Below are 14,579 nucleotides of genomic sequence, written 5' to 3' on the forward strand. Positions count from 1 at the left end.
AAAAAGTCAAGTGCGACGAGGGGTGGCTTTTCTTTGCCATGGAAGTGTAACGGCGAAAAACACTTGAAGATAAGAGGGAAAAGTGAGTTGTTATGCAACTAATCTGGCATGCTTATTATCTTATATTGGCTCAATGGTTCTGAAGGTAGCGAACCGTCGGCATGTCCAGTCGTGATTCATCAAGCCCTATACAAATGATCGTTCGCAACAGGCTCAATACGCTGAGCAGCTGAATATCTTGCGCACCTTGTCTTTCGACATCAATCAGTTCGAACCGGTCGCAGCCCTGAAAACCCTGCCGTTTGACGGTGTCGAAAGCGTCGCCATGGTCTATGACGATCAACCGATCGTCGATCATTTTCGCCACCTCGATGAGCTGAGGATCATCGGGCGCCATGACGATCAGGGGTGATGAGCGGATTTATTTCCTTGAACTTGAGCGCGACGAGCCCTGAAACCGCTCGGCCATACATCATCTAGATAGCTTCTTGGAAGATTGCTGGTATCGGGTTCAGATCCCTCAAGAGCACATAGCGGGAAGGGGCAAACCGAGTTGCATTACGCCTATGCCGCGGCACGCCCGTGATGTTATTAGGTGCTACTTGTCAGGCATCCCTGACGTCAGGACGGCTTCAGCCCCTAGGAAGCGGTGCTTTCAATCAATCGCTCCCAGTTTCCGTGGGCAAAGCCTGCTTTACTTTCCGCATCCAATCCACAGTTCGCGAGAAACCGTCGCGCGTCTCCGCCTTGACGGTATTGATACGGATAGTCTGTGGAAAACAAGAGCCGATCCGTTCCGACGATGGCTGCAGCGCGTGCGAGATAGTCGCGGCTGAACATGCCGCTGGCCGTGACATACAGGTTGTGCCGCAGATAGGTGGCGACTGGCTGCTTCAGCGATGACACCCGGTCCATCGCCGCCAGGCGCTCGGCATAGAAAAGCACCACCTCACCCCAGTGGCCAAGAATGACCTGCAGGCTGGGTAGGCGATCAAAAGTGCCGCCCAATATAAGGCGGATGAACTGGATGCCGGCGTCGTAGTGCCAGCCAAGGCCGAATGTTGCGAATGCTGCATCCACGTATGGTGCGAACCCCGAATAATAAGCCGACCGAACTGCCGCGGGCGGCGTGCGGGGATGCAGTAGGATCGGCACGCCGAGTTTCGCCGCGCACTCTAAAACCGGTGAGAGGTCAGGGTGATCCAAATTCCGGTCTCCGACGCGACCGCACAGCATCGTGCCCTTGAAGCCGAGGCTTGCAACGCATCGTTCTAGTTCCAACGCAGCTTCGTCGGGTGATCCCATCGGCAGTGTTGCCAGGGCCTGAAACCGATCGGGATGTCGGGCGCACACTTCCGCCACGGCGTCATTGGCACGACGCGCGAGTTCAGCATCCTTCGACCCGATCTCGTGTAGCGCCGGCGTTGTGAGCGAGAGAACCTGGACATCGAGGCCGGTCTCATCCATCAGCGCCAGCCGCTGATCGGCAAGGTCGAGCAGACGACGCTCGATCTCGTCAGAATAGATCGCGACACTTGGATCGGTGGCAGCGAGCGCGGCTGCCTCCCAGGCAGCACGGACGTCGGTTGTCAGATAATGCTCCTCGATGCCGATCAGCTTCATGTCGATTTCCTTTCACGCGTCATCGTCTCAGGTTTCACCAGCGCACTGTCTTTCCATGGCGATCAATGAAGCGAAGGCCACTCGTACCCTGTTGCGCAAGGAGCGTCTCCACCAGTTCGGGAATAGTCTCCTCGATGCTGAGGGGTGCTTCCGTGCCGCCGAGATCTGTGCGGATCCAGCCGGGCGCCATTAGCACCAGCGCCCGCGCGCCATCGGCGTGGCGAGCGGCATAGCTGCGCATATACTGGTTGAGAGCGGCTTTGCTGCCCCGGTAAACCTCGTGCCCGCCCTTCTCGTTGTTGGCGATGCTGCCCTGACCCGATGACATGACGCCGATCAAGCCGGCTGGGCGCACCAGGTCCTGCAAACCTTCAACGGTTCGCATGACGCCAAGCGTGTTGGTGAGCATGACCCGTACAAACTCCTCGGTCGAGGTTTCTGCAATGGTCTCGCCTTGGTTACGGTTGGCGGTCCCCGCATTAACGAAGAGGATGTCGAACGCGCGACCGTAAAGCCTATCGCGCAGAGCGGCAATCTGATCTGGATCGGTAATGTCGAGGCGTTCGATCGTCACCAGATCTGGATAGCTGTTCGCGAGATCGGTAAGCTCAGTCCGACCGTTTTCACGCACCGTTCCGACAACTTTCCAATTCTTCTTCACGAACTCGGCAGCCATCGCATGTCCGAGCCCGCGTGAGGCGCCGGCGAGCAGGACGCGATGAATTTGCTGATTTAGAGACTCGGTCATCTCGGTGCTCCTTTTGATCGCTTCGGCTTGAAGATAAGAACCTGAACCCAACGCGCCAGACGCACCAGATGCAAACAACGAGTGCACCAAACGCTTTGCACGAGGCCGGCACGTGCCTATAACGGCGGAATGAAGAAGATCGACCTCAACCTGCTAATCGCGCTCGATGTGCTGCTCGAAGAATGCAGTGTGCTGGCAGCTGCGAAGCGTCTTGGCCTCAGTCCATCCGCGACGAGCAGAACGCTTGCCCGGCTACGAGACGCAACCGGTGATCCCATCCTGGTCCAAGCCGGACGATCGCTGGTGCCGACGCCCCACGCCGAGCAGCTGGCCGGGCGGTTACACGCTCTGGTCCAGGAAGCCCAATCAGTGTTGACGCCAGTCCTCGTTCCCGTGGATCCTGGCGAGCTGGAACGGGTATTTACAATCCGCGCAAATGAAGGGTTCGTAGCTCTTTTCGCCCCCGCAATAATTGCGGTCGTCGCTAAAGAAGCTCCACGCGTGCGTCTGCACTTCGCGCCGAAACCCGATAAAGACACAGCGCCTCTGCGGCAGGGGACAATCGATCTGGATATCGGCACGACAGGCTCATCCGCGCCTGAAGTCCGCAGCCATCTCCTGTTCCGGGATCGGTTTATCGGAGTAGTGCGATCCAATCATCCGCTCCTGGACGAGCCGGTGACGCCCGAACGTTACGTTTCTCATGGACACGTCGTGACCTCGCGCCGAGGTCTGTGGCATGGCCCAGTAGACGACGCGCTTCTCGAGCTCGGTCTTCAGCGCGACATCCTCGCTGTCGTGCCCAGCTTTTCCGATGCACTAAACGTCGCTCGTCATTCCGACTTGATCGCTCTTGTACCGAGCCTGTGCCTTGGAGATGTCGATTCGAGGGAAAAACGCCTTCAAAGTTTCGCACTGCCCGTGTCCACGCCAGAAGTGACGATCAGCGCTATGTGGCATCCTCGCCTCGATGCTGATCCGGAACACCGCTGGCTAAGGCAGAAGCTTATCGCAACGTGTCGAACAATGCTAGAGACCGGGCCGAGGGGTTGAACTACTAGGACAGTTTGGTTGGCGAGACATTAAAGTAGATCGCCACAGTCAGCCGATGCGGCCTTGCCTTGTGGATACGGAGTCTTGCGATTGAATACAAAACGACAGAAGAGGAAGCTGCTCAGTCGCGGCGTCATGCGTCGATCGCGACAATTGACGAGCCACATCGGGCGTTCACCGAGCTGCACGTCAGTAAAGAGCGGGATGAGGCAGCCTGTTTCGATATACCTCCTATTGACAGCAGGTGAACCATGCTCTGAAGCGATACCGGAAGAGGTTGGGTGTGGAGCGTCGGTCGTCGACCAAGAGGAACCCAATGATTCCATCGGTGACACTTGATGCCAGGGGCATCGTTCCCGGAAAGCCTAGTCACAGTCGGCCCGGTTTAGCTTAGGAAAAGCTGAGCCTCGATCGCGGCTTTGTCGAGCACAGACCATACCTGGCCGATCTTGTCGCGGTTATATTCGTAAAAGACATTTTCGCAGAACGACACGAGCTGGCCATTGACGGGAAGGCCGAGAAACTCGCCGGTTGGGCTGATGTCAAATTCGAGGCGGCTCGCCACCGTATTGTCGTCGGAAACCAGGATGTGGATTTTGTAGTACAGGTCGGGAATCTCATGAGCCTCTTTCTCCCGCGCCTGTCGATATGCATCAAATCCGACGATCTTACCGTTGTAGGCGACATCGGTATCGACGTAGTTCGCCAGGTTGTCCCAGTCCCGGGTGTTCAGGCAATCGATGTATTCTTGATACAATTCCGAAAGTGGGGCCGTCATCTCATTCCTCCTTGGGCTTCAATTGATCTGCTCGTGGACCCTCAGGACAGCGCGCGCGAACTCCTCGGGTTGCTCCTGCGGCACGTTGTGTCCGGCGTCGACGACGCGATGTTCGTGAAACCCGACAAACATTTTTGCATGGTGCGACGTCCCACCGGGCTTCAGGGGGTCGTTGGTCCCGTCAATGGTTACCGCCGGCACTGCGATTGCAGGCTTTTGGGCCAGCCTGGCCTCGAACTCCTGCATTGCCATCTCACCGGCCTCGAGGCCAAAAGAATGCCGATAGCAGCTAATCACGACGTCCACGAAATCAGGATTTTCAAACGCATTGGCTGACCGGGCAAACGTGGCATCATCGAACTGCCAGCCGGGAGACCACTCGCTCCATAGAATCCGGCACAGATCCCGGCGGTGTTGCGACAAGCACTCGCGTCCGCGCTCCGTCTGGAACAAGTGCTGATACCAGAAGACTTTTTCCAATGCAGGCGCCACAGGGAGCCGTTGCCCGTTGACGTCAATGATGTCGTAGCCAGCATAGGAAACCAGGCCGCCGATCTGTCCCGGCCAGAGGGCTGCCGCCACGCAGGAGGCGTTTCCGCCCCAGTCGAAACCCCCAAGAATGGGCCGCTTGATCCCAAGCACGTCGATCAGTTCGACGATATCAAGGCCACGGGCGGCCTGCTGTCCGCTGCGAGGCGTTTCGTCCGACAGGCACCGCGTCGGTCCGAAGCCCCGAGTATAGGGTACGATGACCCGCGCTCCGGCCTGCGCCAAGATCCGGCCGACTTCATCGAATGCGTGCACGTCGTATGGAAATCCGTGCGATAGAACGACTGGCCACCCGTCGGGCGCTCCGTGTTCAAGGTAACCGATGGAAAGAGTGCCCGTCTCGACGGTTTTAGTGGCTGTTCCGTTCGCCGCGCTCAAGGCCTGCCTCCCTCAACCCTTGCGATGAACGCCTGCAGGTCCGCGAGCATCAGGTCCGGTTGCTCGAGGGCTGCGAAGTGGCCGCCCTTCGGCATCTCGCTCCAATGAGCGACGTTGTAGGTCTTTTCGGCAAGCGATCTGGGTGGAGGCAGGAATACCGGATCGGGGAACGCAGCTACGCCCATTGGGACCTCGATGCGGGTGCCTTCCGGAAATGTCTGCGATCCCTCCAGACGCTTGCCGTGATAGATCCAGGTCGAAGTGACAACCGATGACGGTGCCAGGTAGAGCATGATGTTGGTCAGCAGTTCATCTTCGGAGAACTTGCTCCAGACATCTGGACTACCGTCTGCCGTCGTACCCAGGTCGGCCCATTTGCCAAATTTTTCCAATATCCATCCAGCCGCTCCGACCGGGCTGTCGGCAAGCGCCACCCCCAGCGTCTGCGGGCGGGTCTCCTGCTCGTGATTATAGCCTGTCTCCCAGTCCAGGATCGCGGCTCGCCTTTTGACCAGGTCCTGCTCTTCCGGGGTAGTCGGGACAACATCCCTGGCAAGGACCCCGACCATGTTAAGGTGGAACCCGAGCAAGGCGTCTGGCTGGCTGTAAGCCATCCAACTTGCGATCCCTGCTCCCCAGTCTCCTCCCTGCACGACGTAACGGCGGCCTGGAAACAGCCGCGTCATCAGCACATGCATCAGTTCGGCTGCCCGCCGTGGTCCGATGACGCCCGTGATCGGCTGTGAAAACGCAAATCCGGGGAGGGAAGGGACGACCACGTTGTGCCCGTCCGCTACGAGCGGGTCGATGAGGCGCTCAAACTCAAGATAGGAACCCGGCCAACCATGCAGAAGGAGGACAGGTGACTTGGAGCCGTCGCCTTTGGCATGTAGGAAATGTATTCCTTCGCCCTCGACATCAGTCTTGAAATTGGGAAGTCGATTGAGACGCTGCTCGACCTCGCGCCAGTCGTAGCTGTCGAGCCAGTAGGCCACTAGGCGCTTGAGGTCACGCACACCGACCCCTGCCGACCAGCCACCGACATCGGCAAGCTGAGACCAGTCGTATGCCTCGACCTTGCTGCGGATCGCTGCGAGGCGTTCATCGGATATGTGGATCTTGAATGGCGAAATCATCCTGTTTTGCCCTCCAATTTATTCGGCCGCGGGTTAACCCCTACGAACGGAAGGTTGCATCATTCGACCAGACGCAAAGATGGGCTTTTCTTTCGACGTGGGTATCCCATCTTTCCGCAAAAATCCTTTGCGCGAGACGCACAAATGGGCGAGATGGAAGTGACAGGTGATCTTGAGGTGTTCACGTTAGTTGCCGAAGCGGGGAGTTTCTCCGCGGCCGGCCGCCGGCTCGGTCTTGCGCCATCTTCAGTCGCCAGGATCGTCGATCGCATCGAAGCAAGGCTTGGGGTCCGGCTGCTGCTGCGCAGCACTCGATTGCTGACAATTACGCCGGAGGGCACCGCCTATCTATCGGCGGCGCGCAGAATTCTCGCGGATCTCCGCGAAACCGAGCAGATGATCTCTGACCGGAGTTCCCCGCGCGGCCGCCTTCGGGTGACCACGTCCATCCAATACGGGAGATTGTCGCTGGTTCCGCTGCTTGGCGAATTCATCCGGCGGTATCCCGGCATCGTCCTCGACGTCAACCTCACAGACACGATCGTAAACATCGCCGCCGGGCAAGCGGACGTTGGCATCCGCTTCGGTCCCGTGACCGACGGGGCGTTGACCGCGCGAAAGCTCGGCGAAACGCGCAAGGTGATCGTCGCATCCCCCGAATACCTCGCGCGTCGAGGCAGGCCTCAGGTTCCAGAGGACCTTCATGATCACGACTGCTTGGGGTTCAACTTCAAGCGAGCCGCCCCAACCTGGCCGTTTCGGAAAGACGGGCGCGATTATCCTTTGGCCATCAAAGGCAGTGTAGAGGCAAACAACGGCGAGACGCTGGGGCAACTCGCCGCAGAGGGTGTCGGAATTACGCGCGTGGGAACACAGACCGTCGAGAACGCGATTCGGTCCGGGGAGCTCGTGCCGCTTCTCGAGGAGTTCAATCCTGGCGAAGTGGAGGAAATCCATGCGGTATTTGTCGGCGGGGCCCACATGCCGGTGCGTGTCAGGTGTTTCGTCGATTACCTCGTCGAAAAGTCACACCTCCTCGGCACTGGTCGGGCGGTGCGTCCGGAACCGGCAGTTCAAATGCCTGATGTTTGAGTTTATGAGTTGAGTGTAGCAGCGGTTCGATTCCCTTCACATCAACGGATCCGATTTTGCTGACTGTGGGTCGTGGTCTTTAAAAGGGGCGTTGCAGAGCGTGACGGCGTTTCATGGTTTTAGTTACAGAAGCGCAAAAGGTGTACCTGGCGAGCCGGTAGCGCCTTCGATCCTGAGCGGGGCAAACGCATAGACAAATTCATAGCGACCGCTTTCCGCCAGCGCATCGAGGTTCATTCCCTCGTGTAGGTAAATGCCGTGGCGCATAATCAGGTGTTGGTGGCAAGGCAGGACCAGGTCAGGATCGATCGAAGGGACGACATCGACCGCAAAATTGTCGGCTCCGACCACGACCGGCTGGAGCGCTGACAGGAATTCGGCAGCGGCGAGCCCGAGGCCAGGTGCGCCCTCATACCAGGTCTCGGCTTCGGAGAAGAAACGTGAACCATGGCCCGTGCGGATCAGGACGACATCCCCGGGCGCGAGCCAGCCGTCACGATCCATTCCTTGGCGCTCTAGACAGCTATTGAGATGATCTGGAGTGATCTCGAATCCATTTCGCAGCGGTTCATCAAACAGCGCCTGGACATCGAGGAGTACGCCACGGGTGAAGAAAATTGGCGCTTTCTCGATACCGAGCTTCTTTAGGCCGCAAGGCGTCCAAATATCCGAGAGCTTATTGCCGTTATAGACGAGCGCCTCGCAATGGCCGCAAGGATAGCTGATCTCGCCGCCAAGGTGGCCGAGTGCATCCATATGCGTGCCGACTTGGCCGATTTCGGCAGCAATGAAATCGTCGTTATAGACAGTGCGACTGAGCCGGCCTTCCGGACCTCCTGTCGGCCCACCCGGCATTTTGAGCGCAAACGTTCGCCCTGGCGACAGCGGCATGCCGCTGCGATAAGGAAAACCGAGAGAGATCATCTCGCCGGTCTTGATGAGCCTGCTAGCCCCAAGCACCTTGTGCGGGCCGAGCAGGTTGCCGGCGCCAAGTTCATCGTCAGCACCCCACCGCGAGGGAAACCAATTATCACCGAGGGCCGGATTTTTGATATCGGGCATTGTCGTTCCTTAGGCTGACAGCTGCGACGCGAGGGCGAAGCGTCGACGGCGCAGGACATAGCGGATGATGGCCTCGGCGATTATCACGAAGATCAGCAGCGCGCCGGTCGCGAGGCTCTGCATCCAGAACGGCGCCCCAAGTGCCGCAATGCCGCTGACTAGAAAGCGGATCGTGAACAGGCCGATAACCACACCCCATATGCTGCCCCGGCCGCCGGATAGCGAAATGCCCCCGATCAGGCAGGCGGTAACAGCTTCGAGCAAAACGGCATCAAAGCCGAGCGGGCTTGCGCTGCCGGTCTTGATAGAAATAAGAGCTCCCGCCAAACCAGCAAGCCCCGCCGACATCGAGAAGATCATGATGGTTGGGCGCCGCAGCGACACGCCGGCCGCGCGCGCTTCGTTACGGCCACCTCCGATCGCAAAGATCTCACGCCCCCAGAGAGTTCTTCGCGCAAAGAGGTCGAAAGCAACGACCAGAAGCAGGAGGAGAAGGGAAGGGACGGTGAAGATCAGCAGTTTATTGGTGAGAATATCTGTCTTAGCAATATCGGAGAATGGGATCAGTGCTGTCTTTTCGCCCGACAAAATCAGCGTTAAGCCGCGAATTGCAATCAGCGTGCCAATCGTGAAGACCATAGAATTGATGTTGAGCCGGTAAATGCACCAACCTTGAACGGCGCCGAGCACAGCGCAGATGACGATCGCCAACAAGAAAGCTGGTACCATGCCTAGCGCAAAGAACTTGATCGACAGGATGCCGGCGAAGGCCGCCATGGAGCCGACAGACAAGTCCATTTCGCCAGCAATCATTGTCAGCCCGACACCGATGGCGATGATGCCGGCGAGCACGGCGCTATCCATCAGCGCGGAGACACCGGCGGACGAATAATAGCTCGGTATCTGAACGGCGAAGATCACGTAGACGGCGATCATCAGTACAAGGCGAGAAAGATTGTTCTTGGCTTCAGCAGTCATTTTCATCGCGATTTACCCTGCAGGACGTGGAACACGCTGATGGAGACGATGACAAGTAGGCCCACGATCGTCATACGCAGGCCTGCCGAATAACCGTTGAGCAACATGAAATTCTGCAGGAGCGCGATCAGCACAGCGCCGAGCGCGGCCTGGATTGGTGATCCGCGTCCGCCCCTAAGGGCGACGCCGCCGACCAGAACGGCCGCGATGTAATCGAAGTCATAGCCCATGAACAGATCGGCCTTGGCCTGGGAGAATTGCGAGACAGTCAGGATTCCCATGATCGCCACGCCGACCGACAAGGCGACACAGGCAACCACAGTGACCAAGCCGACGTTTAAACCGCTAGCCGTAGCGGTTTCCTTATTGGCACCGCAAAGCACGATCTCGCGGCCAAGCTTGACGTGGCGGATGATGAACCAGCTGATCAGAGCAGCAAGCAGAAACACCCAGCTTTGCGTCGGGACGCCAAGGGGGCGCGCGGTACCTAGGAGGAGCGCTGCGTTGCTATCGATCCGAAGGATAGAGTTGCCGCTGAACAAGGCCGCCAGACCGCGAAACACAGTGCCAAACGCCAGTGTGGTGATGATCGGATTGCCGATCAGGTTGACCGCGAGCCCTTGAGCAACGCCGGCGACCGCGGCAATGAGCAAGGTCAGAACAATGCCAGTACCGAAACCAAGATGGGATGTTATCAGTGCAAACAGAACCGCCAGCAATGCGCCGAGCGAGCTTGCCGAAAGCGCAAACAGGTTGCCAGAAATGGTGATGTAGCTCATTCCGATAGCAACGATCCCGGTTATGGAGGCCGCACGGATGACCACAAACAAATTGTCGACTGTTGCAAAGGTCGGCGTGGTCAGGCCGGCGATAACAGTCACCGCGACGATTGCCAGCGCCGCATAGGCTGCCTTGGGAATGTTGAACTTGCTGTCTGCGGGCAGGCTCTGGATTGTCATGTTCATTCTCAGTTCCTGATCAGGCGGCGCGCGCTTGTGTGACATCCCGGGCGATGCTTTCGGCTGTCGCATCGTCGGCATTGGAGATGCGGATCATCTTGCCATGGAAGAAGGTGGCTATCCGATCGGCAAGGCCCAGCACTTCCTGAGTGTCAGACGAGGCGAAAATAATCGACAAGCCGGCATCGGCAAGCTGACGCAGATTACGGTAGATTTCGGCGCGGGCACCAACGTCAACGCCGCGGGTCGGTTCTTCGACCATCAACACCTTGGGTTGGAGGCCGACCCATTTGCCGAGCGCGACCTTCTGCTGGTTGCCGCCGCTGAGATTGCCGGCCAAGCGATTGAAATAGCGGTCCTCAAGCCCGAACTTGGTGGCGATCGAGGCGATATGGGCCCTCTCAAGCCCGCGCAAGAGCAGACCATGGCGGCTGATGGCGCCAAGAGCCGGCGCCGAAAGATTTTCTGGCACGGAGCGGACGGCGAAAATGCCGTCGCGTTTGCGGTCATCGGAACAATAAACGACCTTTTGCGCGATGCTTTCTGCGATCGTCTTCGGTGCGTACGGCTTGCCTTCCAGAAAGCAACGTCCAGCAAGAACGGGTGTGACGCCGGCAAGCATGCGAAGGATGGTGCTGGCACCGCTGCCGACCTGCCCTGCGAGGGCCACGATTTCGCCCTTGCGGATATTGAGCGAGATCGGTGCCTTCAACCCGCTGGCGAGACAGCCTTCGAGGCTCAGGACATTGCCGCCGATACTGGCCGCGCGTGGAGGAAACATCTTGCCGAGTTGTCGGCCGAGCATGGTTTCAATCAGCGTGTCGATCGACAGCGACGCAGTCTCCATTGGGGGAAAGCTTGAGCCGTTACGAAGTACCGTGACCTTATTGGTGAGATCGAACACTTCCGGCATACGGTGAGTGACATAAATAACTGCACAGCCACCTCCAGCCAGAGCACGCACAGCAGCCTTGACGCGAACAATCTCACTTTCCGACAGGGCGGCGGTCGGTTCATCGAGGATGGCGATCCGAGCCTTGCGAGAGAGCAATCTGGCAATTTCGATTAGTTGGCGTTCAGCAACTGAATAATTTGCGGCATAAGCGTAGGGGTCGACATAATCCAGGCCGACCTGGGCGAGATAGGGTTTGGCCATTTCCGCCATACGTGCGGCGGAGCGCACGACGCCGATCGAAGTATCGCCGAGAAAGACGTTTTCAGCCACCGACAGGCATTCCACGATCGACAATTCCTGTGCCACATAGCCGACGCCTGCGGCGCGGGCATGGGCTGGCGAGCGGATCAACACAGGCTGACCGTCGATTTCGATCGTGCCCTGGTCTGACGGTTCGATGCCTGCCAGGATCTTGACAAGCGTCGATTTGCCGGCGCCGTTTTCGCCCATCAGCGCCATCACCTCACCCTTTTTGACGGAGAGATTGACGTCGTTGAGAACAAGCGTCTGCCCGTAGCGCTTGGCGATATTAATCATCTTCAGCATGGCACATCCCCATGAAAACGGTGCCGCGGCATTCAAGCCGCCGGGGCGCTCACGGTTTCAGAAATTGCAGAGCTGATCTGCAGACTTGCCCCAAAGCTTGGCGGCATCATAGGCGGCCTGGCTATTTGCAACAGCGGGATTGGGCAGGAAGTTATACTTGTAGAGCGGGTCGCTGTCGGAGGGCAGCGTGTCGGGGGAGGCTTCGAGATACTTTTCGCCGTCAACGACCTTGCCTTGGGCGACGAACTTTCCGAGAGCTTGGACGGCCATCCAGCCTTCGAAATAACCGGACTGGATCGCGGTGCCAGCGATCTCGCCGCTTTTCACATGCTTGGAATCACCGTGGCAGGTACCGCCAACGATGAAAATATCCTTGCCTGGCGTCAGACCGTTTTCCTTGGCAGCCTGGGCTGCGGCACCGGCCAGAGAGTCGTTTTCGGTGTAGAGCCAAGTCAGCTCACCCTTGTGGGCCGGAATGATCTGAGATGCGACCTTGTATCCCTCGTCTTCAAGAAAGCCGGCCGTCGGAACCACGTCAAGGACGTTGAGCTTGCCCTTGACGGCATCCTGGAAGCCGGTTGCGCGGTCGTCACCCGCGGAGACACCAGCTGGGAAACGGATGATCGCACCCTTGTCGCACTTGGCACCCGCCTTGGAGCAGGCATCGACCAGAATTTCGGCTGCGGTCTTGCCGCTCAGGAAGTCATTGGCGCCAGCATAGGCTGTCCAGAAGGCTTCCGTGCCCCTGATCGGGTACTGGTTGGAGAGAATGACCGGTGCACCCGATTGCGACAGAGCGCGAAGCGATGCGATTCCGGCCGCATTTTCGAAGGGCCACCAGATATAGCCGGCAACCTTGTCGCCGGATGCCAGTTGCTGCTGGACCTGGCTATCCTGTTCGGACTGATTGAAATTGTTCTCGATTACTTTGATGTCATAACCGAGATCAGTAGCCTTGGCCTTGGCGCCGAGTTGGAACTGACCGATATAAGGGTTGGTACTCGACGGCACGAAAACAACGATCGTGCCTTTGCTTGCAGCCTCCGCAGAGGTCGTCGTCATTAAGCCAGTAACAAGGGACGCGGCAAGCGCCAGTGTATAGCCGAATTTCATCTTCTTCCTCCCGATTAGCCTTCTGGCCATTTTGACCGCCATGGATGCGGTCGCTCCTCTCTTCTTTCACCATCCGCTCCCACGAATGGTCATTGCAGCGCGTTGCCGCGCTCAATTTCACATATCGTCAGCCTCGCCGAGCGTGCCGAAATGCCGTGTCATCCGCTCGGCATTAGCTGCTATGCCGGTAAACAGTTCGAATGCGCGGACTGCTTGGTAGACGGCCATGCCGCCGCCATTGACCACGCGGCAACCGCGCAACGTTGCCTCCTTCAAGAGTTGAGTTTCCAGCGGAAAATAGACGATCTCGGCCACCCAGTGGCGAGGTTCGAGCAGTGCGACATCGAGCGGGACGCCCGGATGAGCAGCTGTGCCAGTCGGGGTCGCATGCGCCAGACCATCGGCATCTAACAAAGCAGTAGCGATGTCGGTACCGGCGACGAAGGTGCAGTCCGGATGCTTGCCCTCTAATTGCTCGATCAGCGCCGCGACATGGGAAGCGCTTAGATCGAAGATATGCAGAAAGCGCGTCCCCATGGTCGCCAGTGCATGGGCGACGGCAATGCCTGCCCCACCGGCGCCGATCAGCGCAACGGTTGATAGCGGAGCATCCGGCAGGCCGCGACGAAAGCCTTCAGCAAAACCCCACCAGTCGGTGTTGTGGCCAATGCGCCGTCCATTGGCAAAGGTGATTGTGTTGATCGCGCCAAGGGTAGCGCCGTCCTGGGAGAGTTCATCGACGAACTGGATCGCCGCCTGCTTGCATGGATGAGTTATGTTGAGGCCAACAAAACCATCACTCTCAGCTTTATCGATCAACCTTCCGAGTGCTTCGACGCCAACTCCAAGCTCCGTTAGGTCGATCAGGTCATAGCGATAGTCGAGGCCATTCATCCGGCCCTCGTGGACATGCATCGCCGGAGTTCGCGATTTGCCTATGCCGCTGCCGATGAGACCCACTTGCACGGATCGCGCTATGGTTTCGGTCTTGGAATTCAAAGCATCCACCCAATACGACGCCGCGCCAAGATGGCTGCGGGCTCCTCGTTGATTAAAATGTACGAACCAGTTAGTAATGTCAATTGCGGTGATGCTGATTTTTGCGAGCGCGAGCTTGGCCTTTATGCGATTGAACGAAAACAGATTTTAAAGAATGTGACCTGATGTGGTCGACGGCCCGGATACTCAGCGGATCTCCGAGGCGACGCTACGGAATATGTTCTCAAGAAGTTCGGCCAGCGGCCGCTCGCCATTTTCCTGAGTGAAGATATCCCCCGCAATTCGCATGGCCCCGACTGCGAGCATCGCAACGGTCCGCAACGCCATTGAGCGCTCGGGCTCGGGCCAACGCTCCCTCAGCGCTGTGTAGATTTCGTCCTCCTGCTGCACGTAAAACACTTGCTTACGCGCCTGCACGCTTGGGCTTGTCCGCATAAGACGATCCAGCTCGATCATCTCGCTCGATGGGATTGCATTGCAGACCCTGAGAACAGCGTTCCGAGCCGCAACAAGTGGGGTCGACTCGTCGGAGGCTTTTCGCACCGCATCTGTCAGCATCTCCCCCATTCCACTCAGCATAGACAACAGGATCTCGTCTTTGGACTCGAAA

14 protein-coding genes and 1 pseudogene are annotated in these 14,579 nt (G+C 58.2%); 3 read left to right on the forward strand and 12 right to left on the reverse strand.

What is annotated here, in order from left to right; all coding sequences use genetic code 11:
* Positions 1–274: 274 nt before the first annotated feature.
* Positions 275–455: pseudogene (locus FP026_RS08015) on the forward strand (DUF4334 domain-containing protein); the annotation flags it as partial.
* Positions 456–639: 184 nt separating this feature from the next.
* On the opposite strand, the gene FP026_RS08020 reads toward FP026_RS08015, so the two are convergent.
* Both FP026_RS08020 and FP026_RS08025 read right to left on the reverse strand, forming a co-directional pair.
* Positions 640–1,623, reverse strand: coding sequence for an amidohydrolase family protein (locus FP026_RS08020; RefSeq protein ID WP_149634078.1), 984 nt, complete (start codon positions 1,621–1,623; stop codon positions 640–642).
* A gap of 34 nt (positions 1,624–1,657) precedes the next feature.
* Positions 1,658–2,371 carry an SDR family oxidoreductase gene (locus FP026_RS08025; RefSeq protein WP_149634079.1) on the reverse strand — a complete coding sequence of 238 codons (714 nt, stop codon included), beginning with the start codon at positions 2,369–2,371 and terminating at the stop codon, positions 1,658–1,660.
* A 129-nt stretch (positions 2,372–2,500) separates the two neighbouring features.
* Here FP026_RS08025 and FP026_RS08030 point away from each other — a divergent pair, with 129 nt between their 5' ends.
* Positions 2,501–3,424, forward strand: a complete 924-nt coding sequence (locus FP026_RS08030) for a LysR family transcriptional regulator (protein ID WP_149634080.1) — start codon at positions 2,501–2,503, stop codon at positions 3,422–3,424.
* Positions 3,425–3,809: 385 nt separating this feature from the next.
* Here the strand turns inward: FP026_RS08030 and FP026_RS08035 are convergent, their stop codons facing one another.
* Genes FP026_RS08035 through FP026_RS08045 form a run of 3 tightly spaced genes read right to left on the reverse strand, consistent with a single transcriptional unit; the run spans position 3,810 to position 6,265 of the window.
* The gene (locus tag FP026_RS08035; protein WP_149634081.1) at positions 3,810–4,202 is read right to left on the reverse strand and encodes an ester cyclase; all 393 of its coding nucleotides are present in this window, start codon (positions 4,200–4,202) and stop codon (positions 3,810–3,812) included.
* Positions 4,203–4,220: 18 nt separating this feature from the next.
* A complete protein-coding gene (locus FP026_RS08040; protein ID WP_149634082.1) occupies positions 4,221–5,129 on the reverse strand; it encodes an alpha/beta fold hydrolase in 909 nt (302 codons plus the stop codon).
* A complete protein-coding gene (locus tag FP026_RS08045; RefSeq protein ID WP_149634083.1) occupies positions 5,126–6,265 on the reverse strand; it encodes an epoxide hydrolase family protein in 1,140 nt (379 codons plus the stop codon). The genes FP026_RS08040 and FP026_RS08045 overlap by 4 nt, the downstream gene beginning before the upstream one ends.
* A 144-nt stretch (positions 6,266–6,409) precedes the next feature.
* On the opposite strand from FP026_RS08045, the gene FP026_RS08050 reads away from it, so the two are divergent.
* Positions 6,410–7,357, forward strand: coding sequence for a LysR family transcriptional regulator (locus FP026_RS08050; protein ID WP_210247962.1), 948 nt, complete (start codon positions 6,410–6,412; stop codon positions 7,355–7,357).
* A gap of 123 nt (positions 7,358–7,480) precedes the next feature.
* Here the strand turns inward: FP026_RS08050 and FP026_RS08055 are convergent, their stop codons facing one another.
* The 7 genes from FP026_RS08055 to FP026_RS08085 all read right to left on the reverse strand — a co-directional run.
* Complete coding sequence (locus FP026_RS08055) at positions 7,481–8,419, reverse strand: cyclase family protein (RefSeq protein WP_149634084.1); 939 nt, start codon at positions 8,417–8,419, stop codon at positions 7,481–7,483.
* Positions 8,420–8,428: 9 nt separating this feature from the next.
* Complete coding sequence (locus FP026_RS08060) at positions 8,429–9,355, reverse strand: ABC transporter permease (RefSeq protein WP_188112528.1); 927 nt, start codon at positions 9,353–9,355, stop codon at positions 8,429–8,431.
* Between the two features lie 44 nt (positions 9,356–9,399).
* Positions 9,400–10,362 carry an ABC transporter permease gene (locus FP026_RS08065; protein ID WP_188112529.1) on the reverse strand — a complete coding sequence of 321 codons (963 nt, stop codon included), beginning with the start codon at positions 10,360–10,362 and terminating at the stop codon, positions 9,400–9,402.
* A 13-nt stretch (positions 10,363–10,375) separates the two neighbouring features.
* Positions 10,376–11,857 carry a sugar ABC transporter ATP-binding protein gene (locus FP026_RS08070; RefSeq protein WP_149634087.1) on the reverse strand — a complete coding sequence of 494 codons (1,482 nt, stop codon included), beginning with the start codon at positions 11,855–11,857 and terminating at the stop codon, positions 10,376–10,378.
* Positions 11,858–11,914: 57 nt separating this feature from the next.
* Positions 11,915–12,970, reverse strand: a complete 1,056-nt coding sequence (locus tag FP026_RS08075; protein ID WP_188112530.1) for a sugar ABC transporter substrate-binding protein — start codon at positions 12,968–12,970, stop codon at positions 11,915–11,917.
* A 117-nt stretch (positions 12,971–13,087) separates the two neighbouring features.
* On the reverse strand, positions 13,088–13,969 hold the full coding sequence (locus tag FP026_RS08080) for a shikimate dehydrogenase (RefSeq protein WP_149634089.1): 882 nt from the start codon (positions 13,967–13,969) through the stop codon (positions 13,088–13,090).
* Positions 13,970–14,155: 186 nt separating this feature from the next.
* Positions 14,156–14,579 (reverse strand): TetR family transcriptional regulator (locus FP026_RS08085; protein ID WP_188112531.1); only part of this gene is annotated, 424 nt, incomplete at its 5' end.

The sequence above is a fragment of the Martinezella tropici genome (assembly GCF_008370325.1).
Taxonomy (GTDB): domain Bacteria; phylum Pseudomonadota; class Alphaproteobacteria; order Rhizobiales; family Rhizobiaceae; genus Rhizobium; species Rhizobium tropici_B.